Raw genomic sequence first — 18,365 nt, 5'->3', positions numbered from 1 at the left:
GCACCCCGCCAGCGTGATCGTTCAGCGTCGCGTTTGATCGGCCAGCACAACGGCCGCGCTCATCGTGCGCAGGGCACCGGGTGCTCCCCGCAGCGAAATAAAGGAGGAGGCCGCAGGCCGGGGGACATTCGCGGAGGGGAGTACCCGGTGGCCTGTGCACACGCCCTGAAGGCCACCGCTCAGAGCGGCGCCCGAGAGGTAATGAACTGATTCACCCCCGCCGCAGCCCTTTCGCGAACAGCCTCGAACGTAGTGCTCTCAACGATGCGACCGTTCTCGAACACCGTCTGCAGCAAATCGCTCTGCCCCGCCGAGAGCGCTTCTTCGCGCAATGTCTGCACCTCGCCGCGCGCGTTCTTCACCAGCGCGAGCCGCCCCTTCTTCGAGGCCTTGCCCACATCGCCCACCGGCGACTTGTACACATCGCGCCACTCGCCGTTCACCTGCATGGCCGAAGACTTCATCGCCCACTGCATCGTGTCGCGGTTGACCTGCTGCAACAGCCCGCCGCCCATGCCGAAGGAGATGTTCTCGGTCGAGAAGCCGTTGTGGAAGAAGTTCGACAGGCACAGCCGCAGCGAGTCGAGGTTCACGCCGTCGCCCTGGATGATGCGCACGTTGTTCAGCACGCGAAAGCCCTTGGCATTGGTCGTCGTGCCGAAGCGCTCGGCCAGGATCTGCGCCACCTTGAGCGTGGTTTCGGCCGGGTCGCCCGAGTCGGGCCGCACCACCAGCGTCGCGCCCGAGGCCACCACCTTTGCCTTCAGCTCGTCGCCCCAGATGCGTGCGCAGGCGTTGAAGATGTCGTAGCTGTCGCTCACCACCGCGAAGGTCGCGCCGGGCTTGCCGAACTGGTCGATCATGTTGCTATACGCGTCGGCTTCGTGCTCCCGGCCCCAGCCCGTGATGGTGCTGTGCTCGGCCGCGGGAATCGAGAAGCCCGCCACGTCGCAGTCGTAATACCGGCGCGCGGCCACCAGCGCGGCCAGCGTGTCGGTGCCCATGAAGTTCACCAGGTGGGCCATGCCGCCGAGCGCGGCCGATTCGAGGCTCGACACGCCGCGTGCGCCGAAGTCGTGCAGCCTGAAGGCGATCTGCCCTTGCGGGTCGTCGCAGGTCGCCTCGAGATACCGCAGCAGCGTGGTGCGCGCGGCGGCCGAGAGCGTGGCCACCGTAGTCGGGTACCAGATGGCGCGCAGCAGCTCGGTCTCGAGAAAGCTCGTGACCCAGAAGAACTCGGGGTCGGTGTTCTCGATGGTCGCGAGCACGTTGTGCACCGGCAGCACACTGCCCTCGGGCACCGCGCGGATGCGCACCGGCATCAGCCCGCCATGCTTCTCGATCAGGCGCAGCCAGCCCTCGCGGTTGAAAGGCTCGCCGTGCACGGCCATGAGTGCGGCGGCTTCCTCCACGTCGGCCAGCGTCACCGGCGTCTGCAGGTATTCGCGCAGGTAGGCCTGCAGGCCGAAGAAGAGGGAGTGGCTGAAGATGCCGCCGCGCGATTCGATGTAGCTGTACACCGTCTGCGTGCCGGGCGGGTACTGCATCCAGTGCGACACCTTGTAGGAGTCGGTGCGAAGCAGCAGGTTGTTGCCCAGGGGCGTGGAGGTGAGATTGCGGTTCATGTGTGAAAGCTCCTTTCACGTTGGCCCCGTCAACCAGGGCCGTTCTTGCTGACAAAGCCTGGTCGTTCAGTTCTTGCCCAGGCCACCCAAAAAATGATTCGCGATGAAGAAGTGGTCTTCGTAGATGCGGTCCTGCATGTCGAGGAACTCGGCGATCGGCACCCAGCGCACCTCGGCCGCATCGTCGTCGGCGCGCACCTCCGACAGGCCCGTCCACTGGTTGTGCGCCAGCTCGAAGAAGAAGCCGTGCGTGATGGTGCGCCCGCGCTGCGAGCGGTCGGGCGCGTCGAACACATGGCTGGCCTTCATGCTGCCGTTGAGCACGGGCACGGGCACCTTGAGCCGGGTTTCTTCCTTCAGCTCGCGGATGGCCGCGTCCTGCAGGCGCTCGTGCTGGCCGACGAAGCCGCCGGGCAGCGCCCAGGTGCCCTTGCCGGGATGGAACTTGCGCTGCACGAGCAGGATGTGGCCCGCCTCGACCACGATGGCGTCGACCGTGGTGTAGATCGGCGGAAAGCTGCTGCCCGCATAGCGGTACTTGTCGCGGTAGTCGGCGAGGAACGCGCGCTCCTCGCAGAGCTCGGCGTAGTCGGCGGTGTTTGCGAACTGCTCGAGGAAGGCCGCGGTGCCGTCGGGCAGGTCGGCGCGCGCCAGCTGGCCGCGGTTCTCGGGGTCGAAATAGAGGCTGCGCACGTCGGTGGCGTTGAGGCTCTCCACGCTGTTCTGGCCGGCGAATTCCCAGTGCGGGAAGAGCTTCAGGTAGTAGCTCGATGCGTCCTTCAGATGGCCTACCAGCGCGACCTTGGCCTTGGCCGGCGCATGGCCATCCTGCTGGATCAGCTTCTCGACGGCCGACTGGATCGACGCGATCCAGATCTGGTCGTTGTAGGGCGAATCGCCCACGCCCACCACGCTCACGCGCATCTGCTCGGTGCCGCGCAGGCAGGCGCGCACCATGCGTTCGCGCTCGTCGAAGGTGAAGGGGTTCTTGACGCTGCGTGGCTTGCGGTCGGAGCCGACCACCACGATGACCCGATCGGCGGCGCGCAGGCCTTCTTCGATGAGTCTTTGGTGTCCGAAATGGACGGGCTGGAAACGCCCGATGACGATGGCGTACTGGTACTTGCGTGTGCTCACTTGGGAATCCCCCAAAAAGGGCGCGATCAACTCGCGCTTGCGTTCAGGATAGCATCGGTGCCGCACATTGATCAAGCCTTCCGATGACCGAGCCCTCCACTCCCCCCACTGGTGCCGTGCGCCTCAACAAGCGCATGGCCGAACTGAAAATGTGCTCGCGCCGCGAGGCCGACGAATGGATCGCCAACGGCTGGGTGAAGGTCAACGGCAAACCGGCCGAGATGGGCGTGAAGGTCGTGCCGTCCGACCGCATCGAGATCGACAAGGCGGCCAAGGGCCAGCAGGCCAACCAGGTCACCATCCTCATCAACAAGCCCATCGGCTACGTGAGCGGGCAGGCCGAAGACGGCCACGAGCCCGCGGTCACGCTGTTCACGCCGCAGAACCGCTGGGCCGACGACAACGCGCGCTTCTTCTTCAGCCCGCAGCAGCTGCGCGGCCTCGCGCCGTGCGGGCGCCTGGACATCGACTCCATCGGCCTGCTCGTCATGACGCAGGACGGCCGCATCGCGCGCCAGCTCATCGGCGAAGACTCGGTGATGGAGAAGGAATACCTCGTGCGCGTGGCCTACCACGGCCTGGGCCAGCCCGCGCCCACGGGCCAGCTGGTGCGCATGGACGACGACGATCCCGTCACCACCAACGTGCAGGCGGTCTTTCCACCGGCCATGCTGGCGAAGCTGCGCCATGGCCTGAGCCTCGATGGCCAAGCGCTGAAGCCAGCGCGGGTCGAATGGCAGAACCCCGAGCAGCTGCGCTTCGTGCTAACCGAAGGCAAGAAGCGGCAGATCCGCCGCATGTGCGAACTGGTGGGCCTGAAGGTTGTGGGGCTGAAGCGCGTGCGCATCGGCAAGGTGATGCTCGGCAACCTGCCGGTGGGGCAATGGCGCTACCTCGGGCCGCACGAGAAATTCTGAGCCTGCGCGCGCTGAACCGCGCCACGCTGGCGCGGCAGATGCTGCTGGCGCGGCGAAAGCTCACGGCAGTGCAAGCCGTCGAACGGCTTGCCGGGCTGCAGGCGCAGGCACCCAACCCGCCCTACATCGGCCTCTGGAGCCGGCTCGAAGGCTTCGAGCGCGACCAGCTGACCGAGGCAATGCGCAGGCGCCGCATCGTGCGCTTGTCGACGATGCGCTCCACCCTGCACCTGATGACCGCGCACGATGCGCTGGCGTGGCGTCCGCTGCTGGAGCCTGTTCACCAGCGCGGGCTGATGGGCAGCAGCCACAAGCGCGCGCTCGAAGGCCTCGACCGCGCGGCGGTGGTGGCGGCGGGGCGCGCGCTGCTCGGCGAGAAGCCGCGCACCAGCGCCGAGCTCGGGCAGGCCCTCGGCATGCGATGGAAGGGCCGCGAGACCGCCTCTCTCGCCGCGCTGATCCGCAACAACCTGCCGCTGGTGCACCTGCCGCCGGCCGGCAGCTGGAACTCGCACCAGAGTGCATTGCTGCAGCCCCTGGGCGACTGGCTGGACGACGTCGAGGCACCTCCGGCCACGCAGGACGACCTGCTGCTGCGCTACCTCGCCGCCTTTGGTCCCGCCACGCTGGCCGATGCCGGCGCATGGTCGGGCCTCACGGGCTGGAAGGCGGTGGCCGAGCGCCTGCGGCCGCAGCTGCGCGTGTTCGTCGGCGAAGACGGGCAGGAGCTCTTCGACCTGCCCCGCGCGCCGCGCCCCGACCCCGACATGCCCGCGCCGCCGCGCCTCGTGGCCGAGTGGGACAACCTGCTGCTTGCGCACGCCGACCGCAGCCGCGTGCTGAGCGAAGCGCACCGGGCCCGCGTGTTCACCGTCAACGGCATCGTGCGCGGCACGGTGCTGCTCGATGGGTTCGTGGCGGGTGTCTGGAAGATCGAGCGGGCGAAGAACACCGCGACCGTGGTGCTGGAGCCTTTCACGCGCTGGTCCAAGGCCGACCGCCTCGGTGTGGAGGAAGAGGCCCTGGAGCTGCTGGCCTTCACCTCCGACGGCGAGGGCGAACACCATGCAGTGCGCGGTCTTGCTCCCTCTCCCTCCGGGAGAGGGCGGGGGTGAGGGCCACGGCATCCACCCAGGCGCCGCGCTTTGTCGAGCGCACATGCCCTCACCCCAACCCTCTCCCGGAGGGAGAGGGAGCAAGACGGGGGCTTTAAGTCCCGCGTAACTCTGCGCCACTACGCTGCGCCTCGGCGCAGGCACTTCCGATCATTCCGGTCGCGTGCTACCTTGCGGCCGAAGGAGTTGCCGCGATGCGCGTGCTGTTGGTGGAAGACGATGAAATGATCGGGCGCAGCCTCAAGCAGGCGCTCGAGGGCGCGGGCTGGTCCGCGGACTGGGTGCGCGACGGCGAACTGGCGCAGAGCGCGCTCGGCGATGGCGGCTACACCTGCGTGCTGCTCGACCTCGGGCTGCCGAAGCACGACGGCACCGAAGTGCTGCGCCGCGCGCGCGAACGCGGCGACGCCACCCCGGTGCTGGTGCTCACCGCGCGCGACGGCCTCGACGACCGCATCCACAGCCTCGACCTCGGTGCCGACGACTACCTGCTCAAGCCCTTCGAGTTCCGCGAGCTGCTCGCGCGCATGCGCGCCGTGGTGCGGCGCCGCGACGGCGCTGCGCATTCGCTGGTCGGCAGCGGTGCATTGCAGCTCGACCTCACCACGCGCGAGGTGGTGACCAACGGTGCGCGCGAGGCGCTCACGGCGCGCGAGTTCGCCCTGCTGCACGCGCTGCTGGAGCGGCCCGGCGCCATCCTTTCGCGCGAGCAGCTCGAGAACCGCATCTACGGCTGGGGCGAGGAAGTCACGAGCAACGCGATCGACGTGCTCATCCACGGCATGCGCCGCAAGCTCGGCGCCGAATCGATCCGCAACGTACGCGGGCTCGGCTGGCGCGTCGCGGCATGATGATGCTCGCCCCCAGGCTTCGCGCACTTCGTGTCGCTTCGCCAACCCCCTACCGGGGGCAACACCGGTGGCCCGGCAAAGCCGGTTCCACGGTGTTCCGCGTACAGGCAGACGGGTTGCCCTGCCAATGAACGGAGCTTCGCGCGGCACCGGCCGCTGGTGGCGGCCGCGTTCGCTGCGCACGCAGCTGCTGCTGTGGCTCGTCACGCTGCACCTGGGGGCGGCGATGCTCACGGCCTGGTTCTCGTTCGTGGCCTACGGCAACCTCGTGCACAACGCGCTGGACGAACAGATGCGCCTCGTGGCCGAGTCGTACGCGGGCAGCGATCCGGCGAAGCTGCCGCGCCCGATGAACGGCGAGGCGGCCTTCTCGCGCGGCGCCTTCATCGTGCAGATCTGGAGCGCCGACGGCCGCACGCTGCGCGCCACTTCATGGCCCGTGCTCGCGGTGCCCCTGCAGGCCCAGCCCGGCTTCGGCGACGTGAACACCGGTACGCACGCGGGTTCCGCCTGGCGCGTGTTCACCGCGCCGCCCGGCACGCGCGCCGACCAGCCGCGCGTGCAGGTGCTGCAGAACGAGGACTACCGCCGCCGCCGCGCCCTGCGCCGCGCGCTGCTCGAAGGCCTGCCGATCACGCTGCTGCTGCCGTTGGCGCTGTTGATCCTGTGGATCATCGTGTCGGCCGCCTCGCGCACGCTGCGTGTGGTGGCGCGCGACGTGGCCTCGCAGGACGAACGCAGCCCCACCGAGCTGTCGCTCGCGCGCGTGCCCGACGAGATCGCGCCGCTGGTGGGCGCCTTCAACAACCTGCTGTCGCGCGTGCGCAGCGCCTTCGCCACGCAGCGGCGCTTCGTGCAGGACGCGGCCCACGAGCTGCGCACGCCGATGGCCGCCATCGGCCTGCAGATCGAGAACCTGCGCGCGCACGTGCCGGCCGGCGAGGCCACCGAGCGCTTCAACCAGCTCGAAGCCGGCGTCACGCGCGCGCAGCACCTGATCGAGCAGCTGCTGCACCTCTCGCGGCAGGACGCGCCGCAGGGCGGCGATGCGCGCGAGCGCGTCGACGTCGAGGTGCTGCTGCGCGAAAGCGTGAGCCAGCTGATGGTGCTGGCCGACGCGCGGCGCGTGGACATCGGTTTCGAAGGCAGCATCGCCGCGGTGGTGTTCGCGCCCGCGGCCGAGCTGCGCAGCGTGTTCGACAACCTCATCGACAACGCGCTGCGCTATGCGCCCGAAGGCGGCGTGGTCGACGTGAAGCTGCACCAGGCCGAAGGCCACGCGGTGGTCGACGTGCTGGACAACGGCCCGGGCATTCCGCCGGCCGCGATCGGCCGCGTGTTCGACCGCTTCTTCCGCGTGCCGGGCGCCGTGGCAGGCGGCAGCGGGCTGGGGCTCGCGATCGCGCGCACGGCGGCCGAGCGGCATGGCCTGCGCATCGAGCTGTGCAATCGCGCCGATGGACCGGGGCTGATGGCGCGCGTGCACCTGCCCTCGGCGGCGGCGTAGCGGGCAGCGCGCCGCTCACGCGCCGCTAACACATCGCTCACCTTCGCCTCAGTCTGGCTGCCTAGAGTGCGTTCAGGTCCTGCCACGCGCAGTTCGCGCGTGCCGGGTGACCGGAGACAACCTGTCCTCAGGAGAGCAAGTCATGCGCATTTCTTTCAAGCTACTCGCCGTCGGTTCCTTCGCTGCGCTGGCCGCGATGGGCGCCGTCACCGCATCGGCCGAGACCACCGATGGCTCGGACTTCCATCCGCTGCAGATGAACTCGCCAGAGAATCCCGAAGTCCAGTCCGGCGCGATGGCCGCGGCCCATCCGAGCGGCACCGAGCCTGTGGGCCAGTCGACCAGTGCACCCGCGATGGCCTCGACGCTGCCGGTGGCCGACGTCCAGGCCGGCGCCTATGCGGCGTCGCATGCGACCGGCACCGAGCCGATCGGGCAATCGACCTCGCTGCCGATGGTGAAGTCGGGCAGCGGCAGCTGAAGAAGAAGCTGCAGCGCCGCCACTGACGACGATCAGTCGTCGCTGCCGCTGCTGAGCAGTGCGCGGTAGATCACTGCGCCGATGATGGCGCCCGCGATGGGTGCCGCCCAGAACAGCCACAGTTCCGACACGGCATAGGACGGACCGAACAGGGCCGGCCCCGTGCTGCGTGCCGGATTGACCGAGGTGTTGGTCACTGGGATCGAGATCAGGTGGATCAGTGTGAGGCACAGGCCGATGGCAAGGCCCGCGAAGCCGCCGGCCGCGCGCCTGGCGGTGGACCCGAGGATCACGATCAGGAACACGGCTGTCATCACCACTTCGCACAGCAGCGCGGCCGTCATGCCGTACTTGCCCGGCGAGTGTTCGCCAAAACCGTTGGTGGCGAAGCCGCCGATGTCCGCGCCCGGCTTGCCCGTGGCGATGAGGTAGAGCACGCCGGCCGCCGCGATGGCGCCGAGCACCTGCGCCACGATGTAGCCCGCGAGCTGCGAGGCCTTGAAGCGGCCCGCAGCCGCGAGGCCGATCGACACCGCCGGGTTGAAGTGCCCGCCCGAGATCGGGCCCAGTGCATAGGCCCCCGTCACCACCGTGAGGCCGAAGGCAAGAGAGACTCCGAGCAGGCCGATGCCGACACCCGGGAAGGCCGCGGCCAGAACTGCGCTTCCGCAGCCTCCGAGCGTGAGCCAGAAAGTACCAATGAACTCCGCGGACCATTTCTTGTAGGTACTGTGTTCCATAAATTCCATCTTTGAGTTGTGAAAACGCGCAGGGCACGAGCCCAGGCGCGGGCGGATTCTAGGAACGGCCGGAGGGGGCGTCGAGCACGTCTTTTGCACTAGTGCGACCTATTCACGGATGGCTCGGTTTTTGTGCAATTTCGCAATCGTGGTGCGTTTTCGAAAGGCCTTGTCTTCAGAGCGTTCAGAGCGTGACGACGACCTTTCCGAACGCTCCGCGTTCGAGGTGATCGAGCGCGGCGGGCAGTGCGTCGAACCCGTACCGCGCAGCGATCACCGGCTTGAGTGCATTCGCGTCGACGGCGCGCACCAGGTCCTCCAGCGCGCGCCGGTGGCCCACGCCGATGCCCTGCACCGTCACGCGGCCCAGCACCATTGCGTAGAACGAAGCGCCCAGCGTCTCTCCGCCGAGCATGCCGATGATCGACACGCGCCCGCCCTGCTTCACGGCCTGCAGCGAGCGGTCGAGGTTGGGGCCGCTCGCGAGTTCGAGCACGTGATCTGCGCCGCGCCCGTGGGTGAGCCGGCGCACTTCGGCGGGCCAGTCGCCATCGTCGCGCGCCAGCACGTGCGTGGCGCCGAGTGCGAGCGCCTGTGCGCGCTTGTCCTCGCTGCCCGTGACCACGATGGCTTGCGCGCCATGCAGCCGCGCGATCTGCAGTCCGAACAGCGCGACACCGCCGGTGCCGTGGATCAGCACGGTCTCGCCGGCGCGCAGCCCACCGGTCTCGGCCAGTGCGAACCACGCGGTGAGGCCCGCGCACGGCAGCGTGCTCGCTTCGGCCAGGCTCAGCGTGGTGGGTGCGGCCACGGCCCAGGCCGCGTCGATCAGCACATGCGACGCCAGCATGCCCGGGCCGGGGCCGCCCAGCAGCGTGGTGTCGGCGTGCCAGTGGCTGTCGATCCAGCCGCCCCAGAAGGTGTTGATCACGCGGTCGCCCACGGCGAAGCGGGTCACGCCGGGGCCGGCGGCCACCACGGTGCCGGCCATGTCGGAGCCAGGCGTGAAGGGAAGGTCGAGCGGCATGCCCATGCCGTCGCGAATCATCAGCAGGTCGCGGTAGTTGAGCGCCACCGCACCGACCTTCACCAGGATCTGGCCCGCGCCCGGCGTGGGCATCGGCGCTTCGGTTTGTGCGAGGTGGGTGCGGCCCAGCCGGGGCAGTTGCCAGCGGCGCAGGGTGTCGGGTTCTTGCATTGAAAGGCTCCACGAATGACAGGGAGCCGCCATGCTATTGAGGATGGAAGGTATCCGGTGGTGGATAATTTTCTCTTCACTGGTGCTTGAAAGTATCCAATGGGACAACGTCTCCAAGGCATCGAAGAGTTCGTCGCGGCGGTCGAGGCCGGCAGCTTCGCGCTGGCGGCGCAGCGCCTGCATGTCACCCGCTCGGCGGTCGCCAAGAGCATCGCGCGCCTCGAGGCGCGGCTGAACACGCGGCTGTTTCTGCGCACCACGCGCAGCCAGAGCCTCACCGAGGAAGGCCACGGCTACTACGAGCGCTGCCGGCGCGTGCTGGACGAACTGGATGCGGCGCAGGCGGTGACCTATGTGGCGCGCAGCACCTCGACCGGCGTCGTGCGGATCAGCATGCCGGCGATGCTCGGCCGGCTCAAGGTCGGTCCGTTGCTGCTGGCACTGGCGCGGCAACATCCGCAGTTGTCGCTCGAACTCGCGTTCAACGACCGGCGCGTGGACCTCGTGGAAGAGGGGCTCGACCTCGCGATCCGCAGCGGCGAGCTGGCCGACAGCGCGGAGCTGGTCGCGCGGCCCGTAGGCACTCAGTGGATGGCACTGTGCGCCGCGCCGGCCTACCTGGCCGAGCGCGGGCGCCCCGCGAACATCGGCGACCTGATGAAGGAACCGCACGAGGCCGTGCTCTATGCGCGCGACGGGCTGGTCTCGTCCTGGCGCTTCCACGATGCCGGGGGCCGGCTCGTCGACCTGACGCCGCCGTCGCGGCTGCGCTGCGACAGCGCCGAGGTGCTGCTCGAGGCCGCCGTCGGCGGCATGGGGCTCGCGCGCCTGCCGGCCTGGCTCGTGGCCGATGCGCTCGCGGCCGGCACGCTGGTGCGCGTGTTCGACGAGCCGCAGCCCTTCGGCTTCGCGCTGCACGTGATCCGCTCGCGCAGCCGCTACCTGCCGTTGAAGACGCGCGTGGTGACCGACTGGCTGGCCGAGCACCTGCCGCCGCTGCTGGCCGCGCGCTGAACGCCCGCGGGCGCTATCCTGCGCCTTCGAAGAACCACGAGGAGACCCGCGCATGCACCCCATCCGACACATTGCCGCTGCCGCATGCATTGCGGCAACGGCTCTCCTGGGCGCACCGAACGCCGCGGCGCAAGGCACCGTCAACGCGCTGTGCAGCACCGACGCCGGCTGGTGCGAGGCGGCCGCCACCGCCTTCACGCGCGAGACCGGGATCAAGGTGCAGCAGGCGCACAAGGGCACCGGCGAGATCGGCGCGCAGCTGCGCGCGGAAGCCGCCAACCCCAAGACCGACATCTGGTGGGGCGGCACCGGCGACCCGTTCCTGCAGGCGGCCGAGCAGGGCCTGCTCGAACCCTACCGCCCGGCCTACATCAACGACCTGCACGACTGGGCCGTGCGGCAGTACGCGCTGTCGCAGAACATGGTGGGCGGCTTCTACACGAGCGCCATCGGCTTCGGCTTCAACACCGACCTGCTGAAGAAAAAGAAGCTGCGCGAGCCGAAGTGCTGGGCCGATCTGGTCAGGCCCGAGTACAAGGGCGAGATCGAGATCTCGCACCCGGCCTCCAGCGGCACGGCCTACACCATCATCGCGGGCCTGGTGCAGCAGATGGGCGAGGACGCGGCCTTCGAGTACCTGAAGAAGCTGCACCGCAACGTCACCAGCTACACCCGCAGCGGGCAGGCGCAGGCGCCCAACGTGGCCAAGGGGGAAGTGGCCATCGGCGTGAGCTTCATCTTCGGCTTCGAGCGCTGGCGCTACGACAAATTTCCCGTGAAGACCGCCGCGCCCTGCGAAGGCACGGGCTACGAGGTCGGCGGCATCGCGCTCGTGAAGGGCGCGCGCAACAAGGAGAACGCAAAGCGCTACTACGACTGGCTCATGAGCCCGGCGGGCCAGGCCATCGGTGGAACCGTCGGCAGCCTGCAGTCGCCGGCCAACAAGACCTTCAAGCCGGACCCTCGCATCCCCTCGATGGCCGACGTGAAGCTCATCAAGTACGACTTCGAGAAGTACGGGAAGGCGGCCGAGCGCAAGCGGCTGATCGACCGCTGGACGCGCGAAGTCGAGTCGCAGCCGCGGTAGGCCGTTCGCAGGAGCCTGTTGTTTTCCGGGACACAGGCCCCAGATCACGAATTTGGCGAGCCCGGCCCGATCCTGGCGGCTGGACTTAGAATTTTTTGTTCGATATCTTTTTTCCCCATGGCTGACTCCTCCAACACCAAACTCCCGTTCCAGGCCGAAGTCGCGCAACTGCTGCACCTCGTCACGCATGCGCTCTACTCGAACAAGGAAATCTTCCTGCGCGAGCTGATCTCGAACGCGTCGGACGCATGCGACAAGCTGCGCTTCGAGGCGCTCGACCATCCCGAGCTGTACGAAGACCAGCCCGAGCTCGACGTGCGCCTGTCGTTCGACAAGGCCGCGCGCACGCTCACCATCACCGACAAGGGCATCGGCCTGTCGCGCCAGGAGGCCATCGACAACCTCGGCACCATCGCCAAGAGCGGCACCAAGGACTTCATGAGCCGCCTGAGCGGCGACCAGAAGGCCGACGCGCAGTTGATCGGCCAGTTCGGCGTGGGCTTCTACTCGGGCTTCATCGTGGCCGACAAGATCACGGTCGAATCGCGCCGCGCGGGCCTGCCGGCCGACCAGGGCGTGCGCTGGGCCAGCGGCGGCGCCGGCGACTTCGAGGTGGCCGACATCACGCGCGCCGCGCGCGGCACCAGCATCACGCTGCATCTGCGCGACGACGCCGACGAATACCTCAACGCCTGGAAGATCAAGCAGATCGTCGGCAAGTACTCCGACCACATCTCCCTGCCCATCCTGATGGAAAAGGAAGAGTGGAAAGAGGGCGAGAACGACCAGCCCGGCGACATGGTGAAGACCGGCGAGTGGGAAACCGTCAACAAGGCCAACGCCCTGTGGAGCCGCCCCAAGAAGGACATCACCACCGAGCAGTACGAGGAGTTCTACAAGAGCATCAGCCACGACTACGAGGCGCCGCTCGCCTGGAGCCACAACCGCGTGGAAGGCAGCACCGAGTACACGCAGCTGCTCTACATCCCGGCCAAGGCCCCGTTCGACCTCTGGAACCGCGAGAAGAGCGCGGGCGTGAAGCTCTACGTGAAGCGCGTCTTCATCATGGACGACGCCGAGGCGCTGATGCCCAGCTACCTGCGCTTCGTGAAGGGCGTGATCGACTCGGCCGACCTGCCGCTCAACGTGAGCCGCGAACTGCTGCAGGAAAGCCGCGACGTGAAGGCGATCCGCGAAGGCAGCACCAAGCGCGTGCTCGGCATGCTGGAAGACCTGGCGAAGAAGCAGAAGACCGCGCCGGAGAGCGGCGAGGGCAAGATCGACGTGGGCTCGGGCGAATCGGTGCCCGCGCCCGAGCCGACCGAGGCCGTGACCGACGTGGTCGACAAGAACGCGCCGACCGCCGCCGAAGCCGCCGTTGCGGCCGCCGACGAATCGGGCAAGTACGCCAGGTTCTACGCCGAGTTCGGCGCCGTGCTCAAGGAAGGCCTGGGCGAAGACTTCGGCAACCGCGACCGCATCGCCAAGCTGCTGCGCTACGCCTCCACCACCACCGATGCGGTGAGCGTGAGCTTCGCCGACTACAAGGCGCGCATGAAGGAGGGCCAGGACGCGATCTACTACATCACGGCCGACACGCTCGCCGCCGCGAAGAACAGCCCGCAGCTCGAGGTCTTCAAGAAGAAGGGCATCGAGGTGCTGCTCATGACCGACCGCGTCGACGAGTGGGCGCTGAACTACCTCAACGAATTCGACGGCACGCCGCTGCAGAGCGTGGCCAAGGGCGCGGTCGACCTCGGCAAGCTGCAGGACGAGTCCGAGAAGAAAGCCGCCGAGGAAGCAGCCGAGTCGTTCAAGCCCATGCTCGAGAAGCTCAAGGAAGCCCTCAAGGACAAGGCCGAGGACGTTCGCGTGACCACGCGCCTCGTCGACTCGCCCGCCTGCTTGGTGGTGCAGGACGGCGGCATGAGCACGCAGCTCGCGCGCATGCTCAAGCAGGCCGGCCAGCCCGCGCCCGAGCTCAAGCCGGTGCTCGAGGTGAACGCCGAGCATCCGCTGGTGAAGAAGCTCGAAGGCTCCTCGCACTTCGACGACCTCGCGAACATCCTGTTCGACCAGGCGCTGCTCGCCGAAGGCGGGCTGCCGGCCGATCCTGCCGCGTACGTGAGGCGCGTCAACGCGCTGCTGGTGTGAACACCCGGCCGCGCGTCCTTCGCGCAGCGGCGGTCGTTCCGGCCGCGCTGCTGTTGCTTCTGACGGGCGGCTGTTCGCACTATCACATCGGCATTCCGCTGGTGCCCGGGCTCTCGCTCGGGCTGGGCGCCACCAAGGACGGCAATTTCTCGGTGGGGCTCAATACCGGCTTCGGTCCGCTCGGCGCCGGCGTGGCCGTCAACAACGGCGGGCAGGTGTCGGGCTCGGCCGGCGTGGGCGTCGGGGTGGGGCCGGTGGGCGCGGGGGTCAGCAAGGGCACGGTGCTCTACGACCCCAAGGTGGCGCCGGCGGGCACCGTGGCGCCGGGCGCGGTGGCCGCCGCACCGGTTCCTGCAACCGCCCAGCCCGTCCAGCCCGTGCCGCCGATCGCGTCCGCAACGCCCGCCACGGCGGCCAGGGCGCCTCTCGTCAAAATCGCACGGCCGCCGCCGGAGCCCCAGGCGCCGGCCGTGAACGTCACCTACCGCACGCCGGTCGCTGCGCCTGCCTCGCTGCGCGAAGCTGGCACGCCCGGCAATCCCGTCGCCCCCTGAGGCGCGGCGCGGCAAGGCCTCGAGACCAGCAGGGCCGCCCGAACCCGGCCTAACATCGAGCCGGAGACGCCCCGCCCATGACTCGCCGCCCGCTGCTGCTGCATTTCCTGGCCGTGGCCGCCCTTGCGGCGGCAGCGCTGCCCCGCGCGGCGAAGGCGCAGTCGGCCTATCCCGCCAAGCCCATCCGCTGGATCGTTCCGTACCCCGCCGGGGCCGGCGCCGACATCGTCGCGCGCACCATCGGCACCCAACTCGCCATCGACGCGGGCCAGCCGGTGACCATCGAGAACCGCGCGGGCGGCAACACCGCGCTCGGCGCTGTCGAGGCCGCGCGCGCGCCGGCCGACGGCTACACGCTGCTGTCGGCCGACAACGGCACGCTGGTGTTCAACCCGGCCCTGTACCGCAACCTCAGCTACAACCCCTCGCGCGACTTCGCGCCCGTCACCCTGCTGGGGCGGCTGCCGATGGTGCTGCTGGTCGGCCCGTCCAGCGGCGTGAAGGACGCGCGAGCCTTCATCGACGATGCGCGGGCCTTTCCCGGCAAGGTCAGCTTCGCCTCGGCCGGCACCGGCAGCCCGCAGCACCTTGCGATGGAGCTGCTCGAGCGGCAGGCCGGGCTGCAGATGGTGCACGTGCCCTACCGCGGCGCGGCGCCTGCACTGGCCGACGTGGCCGGCGGCCAGCTGCCGGTGATGATGTGCGACCTGGCCGCATCACGCCGCTTCATCCAGAGCGGCAAGCTGCGCGCGCTCGCGGTGGCGCATCCCACGCGCCTCGCGCAACTGCCCGGCGTGCCGACCTTTGCCGAGCTTGGCATGCCGCAGGTGGAGGCCGCCGCGCTCATGGGGCTGGTGGTGCCGGCCAATACGCCGGGCGAGATCGTGGCGCGGCTGCAGCGATCGGTCGCCAGCGCCATCCACAACCCCACCGTGCAGCGCAAGCTCGCCGAGTTCGGCGTCGAGCCCGTGGGCGACGCACCCGCGCAGTTCGCGGCGCTGCTGCAGGGAGAGTCGGCGCGCTGGCATCCGTTGATCCGCGACCTCAACCTGTCGCTGGACTGAAGCCTGCAAGGCTTGCCCTTTACGCCAGCTTTGCGCAGGCGCGGTGTCTTTCTCACGACGGGCTAAGAGTCGCTGCCTAGATTGGCGCATCGCACAGAAAAGGTCGGCGAGACGGCTTGCAAAAGGGCAGGCCGGTCCTCCCGAGGCCCATGACCACTCGCCGGTTCCATCAAGTCATTCTTGCGGACGACTTCTTCCGCTCTCCTGCCAACGGGCTTCAGCACCACCCAGCCAACCGACGTTTCCTGCGGGGCTTTTTCGACACCGCGCTGGGCCGGCTGGGCCTGCCGGTGCGCGAGATCGCGCCGCTGTCCGAGGGCGGCGACATCGATGTCGCGCGCCTCATGGAGGGGTTGGAGCTTCCCTGCACCCCGGCCGCCTGGGCGCGCGCCTGCATCGCCGACCTGCTGCCACTGGCCGGGCGCGAAGGCCTGCCGATGCTCGAACCCGGTTGCCTCGTGATCGGCTGGGGCCTCACGCCCGCGCTGCAGCACTTCATCGACCGCAGCGGTGCGAGCTACCTCGACATCGAGATCGATCCGCGCCGCTTCACCGAGCACCTGCACTTCTGCGCGCGCACCAACGACCCCGCCATCAGGGCCGCGTTGCTGGCGCGCCGCGTGGACGAAGAGCTGTTCTGGAACCACGCGAGCGCGCTCAAGGGCCGCTTCGCGCGCCACGGCGCGGCGTCGCTGTTCGATGCGCGCCTGCGCGTGGGGCTGTTCTTCGGCCAGAGCCTGGTCGACCTGTCGCTGGTCAGCGGCGGGCGCACCATGCACCCGGCCGGCGTGATCGCGCCGCTGCGCGAACTGGCGAACGGCGTGGACCTGCTGGTCATCAAGCCGCACCCTTACGAACCTGCACTGCACGACCTGGCGCCCATCGCGCGCGCCATTCCCAACGTGGCGTGGACGCAGGGGAACACCTACGCGCTGCTGTCGGCGGCCAACGTGCACTTCGCCGCCAGCCTGTCGTCGAGCGTGCTGACCGAGGCGCGCTACTTCCGCAAGCCCGCCCACGAGCTGATCCGCGCCGACCGCAACGCGGCGGCATTGCTGCCCGCAGCCTGCTCGGACTGGATGCCGGTGGGCGCCGCGCTGGGGTCGATGGACTTCATGGCGGCGGCCTGCGGAATTAGCGGCGCCAACGGCGATGCCGCGCCGAAGCTCTTCCCGGCCTGGCCGGCGGCGGCGATCGATCGCGCCTTCCTGCTGCGCTGGGGTCTCGACGACCAGGCCCACGGCCTGCCGGAAGTGGCCGAGCTGCAGCCGGGCCGCTCCTACCTGTTCCACCCCGGCAGCCCCGCGATGAGCTGGCTGAGCCACGGCTGGTCGGGCTTCGATGGCGAGGGCGCGCGCAGCGAGGGCGAACTGGCCTGCCTGGTCGTGCCGCTGCCCGCGCTGCCGCAGCCGCGGCCGCACCGCGTCGAGGTGCGCATCGACTACCGCAGCAACGCCAAGGCCACCGGCGTTCACGCCATGTTCGACGGCGTGGTGCTGCCCGGCCAGCGCGTCACGGGCGCGCGGCGGCGCAGCCTGGTGTTCGAGATCCACCCGGCAGCGGGGCGCAAGTGCCTGGTGCTGCAATTCGTCGTCGCCGGCACCGGGCCCGGCGGCAGCGCGCGCCGGGGCGCGGTGCGGCCGGCCTTCACGCTCAGGAAGCTGCAGGTGTCGCTGCGCATGGGCCGGGGCGTGATCTCGGCACCGCCGCAGGCCAGGCCCGCACGTTGGTCCGAGATGTCCCCGGTGCGCGCGATGACGCGTGCATTCCGCGCGCTGGTCGACTCGGCGCGCGGGGTCACCGGGTAGCCGGCGCGCCCGCCAGGCGCAACAGCAGCGCGACCCAATGCTGCAGCCGGTCGATGGCGGCCTGGCGACCCTCGGCGGCATCCGATGCATCCGCCGCAGTGGCGCGCAGCTCGCCGGCCGCAGCAGCCACGGCCCGTGCGAACTTCGATGCATCGCCGCGCCACACCACCACGCGGTGCGTCAGGCCGAGTTGCGCCGCGCGGCCCGCGTTTATCGCCTGCTCGGGCTGGTCGGTCAGCAGCAGCAGGATCGGCTTGCGGTAGACCGCCGCGATGGACAGCGCCGCCATGCCCGGCGCGGAGACGATGAAGGCGCTGTGCGCGGCCGCCTCGATCCAGCGCTCGTCGCGCGCATGCCAGTGCGGCCGGTGGGCATAGCCTTCGCCGACGAAGTGCGCGGGCAGGCCCGCGTCGGCGAGGCCCTGTTCGAGGCCGTCGGCCAATGCCGGCTCCCTGAAATGCGGGTTGAGGTACACGGCGGCGGCATGCTCCGTGGCATCGCTGCGGTCCACCGCGTCCACCACCGCGACGGGCGTGGCCAGCAGGTGGCGGCCATGCCCGTCGTGCTGCGGCTCGCCGTATGCGAAGTCGTGCTCGATGCGCGCGAGGCTGCGGTCGATCTGCCACGCCACGATGCCGCCGAACAGCTTCGCGACGGCGCCCGGCATGCGGCCCTTGAAGTTGGTTTCGAGCGCGCGCCGTAGGCTGGCGCCGTACACGTGCACCACCTTGCGCCGCCAGAACGGCAGCCAGCCCATCAGCAGCAGCGCGGGGTGGAACGAGTCGTTCACCACCAGGTCGGCGTCGCGGACGTGCGCACGCAGCCGCCACACGTCGCGCAGCATGCGTTCGGGCCGGAACATGTAGTGCGCCACGTTGCGATCGGTCTCGCGGCGCAGCATGTTCTGCTGCGCGTCGAACTGCACCGCGTAGTGGTGCGAGAGCACCGGCGCATCGATGCCGAAGCCGGCGAGGAAGCGCGCGCCTTCGTCGGACGTGGTGAGCACCTGCACCTGCGCGCCGGCCGCGCGCAGCGCATGCGTGAGCAGCTGCGCGCGCATCAGGTGGCCGCGCGCGTCCGCGGTCGCGAGGTAGAGGATGCGCGGTGGCATCG

General features: G+C 69.4%; 16 protein-coding genes. 11 read left to right on the top strand and 5 right to left on the bottom strand.

Going from position 1 to position 18,365, the window contains the following annotated elements; all coding sequences use genetic code 11:
* Positions 1-179 precede the first annotated feature (179 nt).
* A complete protein-coding gene (locus ACEOAB_RS27795; protein WP_413751034.1) occupies positions 180-1,625 on the bottom strand; it encodes a nicotinate phosphoribosyltransferase in 1,446 nt (481 codons plus the stop codon).
* A 66-nt stretch (positions 1,626-1,691) separates the two neighbouring features.
* Positions 1,692-2,762, bottom strand: a complete 1,071-nt coding sequence (locus ACEOAB_RS27790; RefSeq protein WP_413751035.1) for a bifunctional nicotinamide-nucleotide adenylyltransferase/Nudix hydroxylase — start codon at positions 2,760-2,762, stop codon at positions 1,692-1,694.
* 83 nt (positions 2,763-2,845) lie between these two features.
* On the opposite strand from ACEOAB_RS27790, the gene ACEOAB_RS27785 reads away from it, so the two are divergent.
* The 5 genes from ACEOAB_RS27785 to ACEOAB_RS27765 all read left to right on the top strand — a co-directional run bounded on the left by ACEOAB_RS27785 (position 2,846) and on the right by ACEOAB_RS27765 (position 7,633).
* Positions 2,846-3,679, top strand: coding sequence for a pseudouridine synthase (locus ACEOAB_RS27785; protein ID WP_056597877.1), 834 nt, complete (start codon positions 2,846-2,848; stop codon positions 3,677-3,679).
* Entirely contained in the window at positions 3,646-4,794 is a 1,149-nt protein-coding gene (locus ACEOAB_RS27780; protein ID WP_495653258.1) for a winged helix DNA-binding domain-containing protein, read from the top strand. The genes ACEOAB_RS27785 and ACEOAB_RS27780 overlap by 34 nt, the downstream gene beginning before the upstream one ends.
* A 194-nt stretch (positions 4,795-4,988) precedes the next feature.
* Positions 4,989-5,645: a response regulator gene (locus ACEOAB_RS27775; protein WP_056597873.1), complete on the top strand. Its 657-nt coding sequence runs from the start codon at positions 4,989-4,991 to the stop codon at positions 5,643-5,645.
* A 127-nt stretch (positions 5,646-5,772) separates the two neighbouring features.
* Positions 5,773-7,152 (top strand): sensor histidine kinase, encoded by a 1,380-nt coding sequence (locus tag ACEOAB_RS27770; RefSeq protein ID WP_056597871.1) that lies wholly within the window; start codon positions 5,773-5,775, stop codon positions 7,150-7,152.
* Positions 7,153-7,294: 142 nt separating this feature from the next.
* Complete coding sequence (locus ACEOAB_RS27765) at positions 7,295-7,633, top strand: hypothetical protein (RefSeq protein WP_413750177.1); 339 nt, start codon at positions 7,295-7,297, stop codon at positions 7,631-7,633.
* Between the two features lie 32 nt (positions 7,634-7,665).
* Here ACEOAB_RS27765 and aqpZ read toward each other — a convergent pair whose 3' ends face one another.
* The gene (aqpZ, locus tag ACEOAB_RS27760) at positions 7,666-8,373 is read right to left on the bottom strand and encodes an aquaporin Z (RefSeq protein WP_056597866.1); all 708 of its coding nucleotides are present in this window, start codon (positions 8,371-8,373) and stop codon (positions 7,666-7,668) included.
* A 184-nt stretch (positions 8,374-8,557) separates the two neighbouring features.
* Entirely contained in the window at positions 8,558-9,571 is a 1,014-nt protein-coding gene (locus ACEOAB_RS27755) for a zinc-dependent alcohol dehydrogenase family protein (RefSeq protein ID WP_056597864.1), read from the bottom strand.
* Between the two features lie 99 nt (positions 9,572-9,670).
* Between ACEOAB_RS27755 and ACEOAB_RS27750 the strand changes: the two genes are divergently transcribed.
* From ACEOAB_RS27750 to ACEOAB_RS27725, 6 genes are all read left to right on the top strand, one after another.
* Positions 9,671-10,585 carry a LysR family transcriptional regulator gene (locus ACEOAB_RS27750; protein WP_495653257.1) on the top strand — a complete coding sequence of 305 codons (915 nt, stop codon included), beginning with the start codon at positions 9,671-9,673 and terminating at the stop codon, positions 10,583-10,585.
* Positions 10,586-10,637: 52 nt separating this feature from the next.
* Positions 10,638-11,672, top strand: a complete 1,035-nt coding sequence (locus ACEOAB_RS27745) for an ABC transporter substrate-binding protein (RefSeq protein WP_056597860.1) — start codon at positions 10,638-10,640, stop codon at positions 11,670-11,672.
* 117 nt (positions 11,673-11,789) lie between these two features.
* Positions 11,790-13,826, top strand: coding sequence for a molecular chaperone HtpG (gene htpG, locus ACEOAB_RS27740; RefSeq protein ID WP_413750179.1), 2,037 nt, complete (start codon positions 11,790-11,792; stop codon positions 13,824-13,826).
* Positions 13,823-14,380 carry a hypothetical protein gene (locus ACEOAB_RS27735; protein WP_495653256.1) on the top strand — a complete coding sequence of 186 codons (558 nt, stop codon included), beginning with the start codon at positions 13,823-13,825 and terminating at the stop codon, positions 14,378-14,380. The genes htpG and ACEOAB_RS27735 overlap by 4 nt, the downstream gene beginning before the upstream one ends.
* Before the next feature lie 77 nt (positions 14,381-14,457).
* Positions 14,458-15,444 (top strand): Bug family tripartite tricarboxylate transporter substrate binding protein, encoded by a 987-nt coding sequence (locus tag ACEOAB_RS27730; protein ID WP_413750181.1) that lies wholly within the window; start codon positions 14,458-14,460, stop codon positions 15,442-15,444.
* Between the two features lie 149 nt (positions 15,445-15,593).
* Positions 15,594-17,252, top strand: coding sequence for a hypothetical protein (locus ACEOAB_RS27725; RefSeq protein WP_495653255.1), 1,659 nt, complete (start codon positions 15,594-15,596; stop codon positions 17,250-17,252).
* On the opposite strand, the gene ACEOAB_RS27720 is transcribed toward ACEOAB_RS27725, so the two are convergent.
* Positions 17,242-18,363 carry a glycosyltransferase family protein gene (locus ACEOAB_RS27720; RefSeq protein ID WP_495653254.1) on the bottom strand — a complete coding sequence of 374 codons (1,122 nt, stop codon included), beginning with the start codon at positions 18,361-18,363 and terminating at the stop codon, positions 17,242-17,244. The genes ACEOAB_RS27725 and ACEOAB_RS27720 overlap by 11 nt on opposite strands.
* Between the last annotated feature and the right edge of the window lie 2 nt (positions 18,364-18,365).

Source organism: Variovorax sp. Varisp53 (assembly GCF_059491555.1).
This window is presented reverse-complemented; position numbering and strand designations above follow the sequence as displayed.

Excerpts from the sequence above, each read along its gene's own strand:
- ACEOAB_RS27795 (WP_413751034.1), bottom strand. The coding sequence starts at position 1,625 with ATGAACCGCAATCTCACCTCCACGCCCCTGGGCAACAACCTGCTGCTT.
- ACEOAB_RS27785 (WP_056597877.1), top strand. The coding sequence starts at position 2,846 with ATGACCGAGCCCTCCACTCCCCCCACTGGTGCCGTGCGCCTCAACAAG.
- ACEOAB_RS27780 (WP_495653258.1), top strand. The coding sequence starts at position 3,646 with ATGGCGCTACCTCGGGCCGCACGAGAAATTCTGAGCCTGCGCGCGCTG.
- ACEOAB_RS27775 (WP_056597873.1), top strand. The coding sequence starts at position 4,989 with ATGCGCGTGCTGTTGGTGGAAGACGATGAAATGATCGGGCGCAGCCTC.
- ACEOAB_RS27770 (WP_056597871.1), top strand. The coding sequence starts at position 5,773 with ATGAACGGAGCTTCGCGCGGCACCGGCCGCTGGTGGCGGCCGCGTTCG.
- ACEOAB_RS27765 (WP_413750177.1), top strand. The coding sequence starts at position 7,295 with ATGCGCATTTCTTTCAAGCTACTCGCCGTCGGTTCCTTCGCTGCGCTG.
- aqpZ (WP_056597866.1), bottom strand. The coding sequence starts at position 8,373 with ATGGAACACAGTACCTACAAGAAATGGTCCGCGGAGTTCATTGGTACT.
- ACEOAB_RS27755 (WP_056597864.1), bottom strand. The coding sequence starts at position 9,571 with ATGCAAGAACCCGACACCCTGCGCCGCTGGCAACTGCCCCGGCTGGGC.
- ACEOAB_RS27750 (WP_495653257.1), top strand. The coding sequence starts at position 9,671 with ATGGGACAACGTCTCCAAGGCATCGAAGAGTTCGTCGCGGCGGTCGAG.
- ACEOAB_RS27745 (WP_056597860.1), top strand. The coding sequence starts at position 10,638 with ATGCACCCCATCCGACACATTGCCGCTGCCGCATGCATTGCGGCAACG.
- htpG (WP_413750179.1), top strand. The coding sequence starts at position 11,790 with ATGGCTGACTCCTCCAACACCAAACTCCCGTTCCAGGCCGAAGTCGCG.
- ACEOAB_RS27730 (WP_413750181.1), top strand. The coding sequence starts at position 14,458 with ATGACTCGCCGCCCGCTGCTGCTGCATTTCCTGGCCGTGGCCGCCCTT.
- ACEOAB_RS27725 (WP_495653255.1), top strand. The coding sequence starts at position 15,594 with ATGACCACTCGCCGGTTCCATCAAGTCATTCTTGCGGACGACTTCTTC.
- ACEOAB_RS27720 (WP_495653254.1), bottom strand. The coding sequence starts at position 18,363 with ATGCCACCGCGCATCCTCTACCTCGCGACCGCGGACGCGCGCGGCCAC.